This is a genomic window from Pseudomonas sp. AC463 (assembly GCF_979253585.1).
Window position 1 is genome coordinate 1 of record NZ_CEEDDZ010000385.1, and the last position, 308, is coordinate 308.

Genomic DNA, 308 nt, shown 5'->3' on the forward strand with positions numbered 1-308 from the left:
CCGGACGAGGATGTGCTTGATCCGGCCCGACCGGAAGAGCGCATCGTAGCTCGGCAGGACGGCACCGCCCGGATAGCCGAACACGACCTCCACGCCGAGATCGCACAGCGCCTCGACGAGGATGTCTGCTCCGCTTTGCTCGGTCACGTCACGTCTCCACCTGTTGGGAATGGCCGTCCCGCTAAAGGACGCTTTCCTGCGCGTCAACCCGAAAGACAGAATATTTCATTTAAAGTCTCTTGGGAGAAACTTTCTGATCTCGGCCAGTCAGCGGGTGGCTGGTGCCGGAACCACGTATATTGGCGCTT

1 protein-coding gene is annotated in these 308 nt (G+C 59.7%); it reads right to left on the reverse strand.

The features are described 5' to 3' along the window. Positions 1–147 (reverse strand): thiamine pyrophosphate-binding protein (locus AC0IYH_RS30640; protein ID WP_471837925.1); only part of this gene is annotated, 147 nt, incomplete at its 3' end. Positions 148–308: the final 161 nt, after the last annotated feature.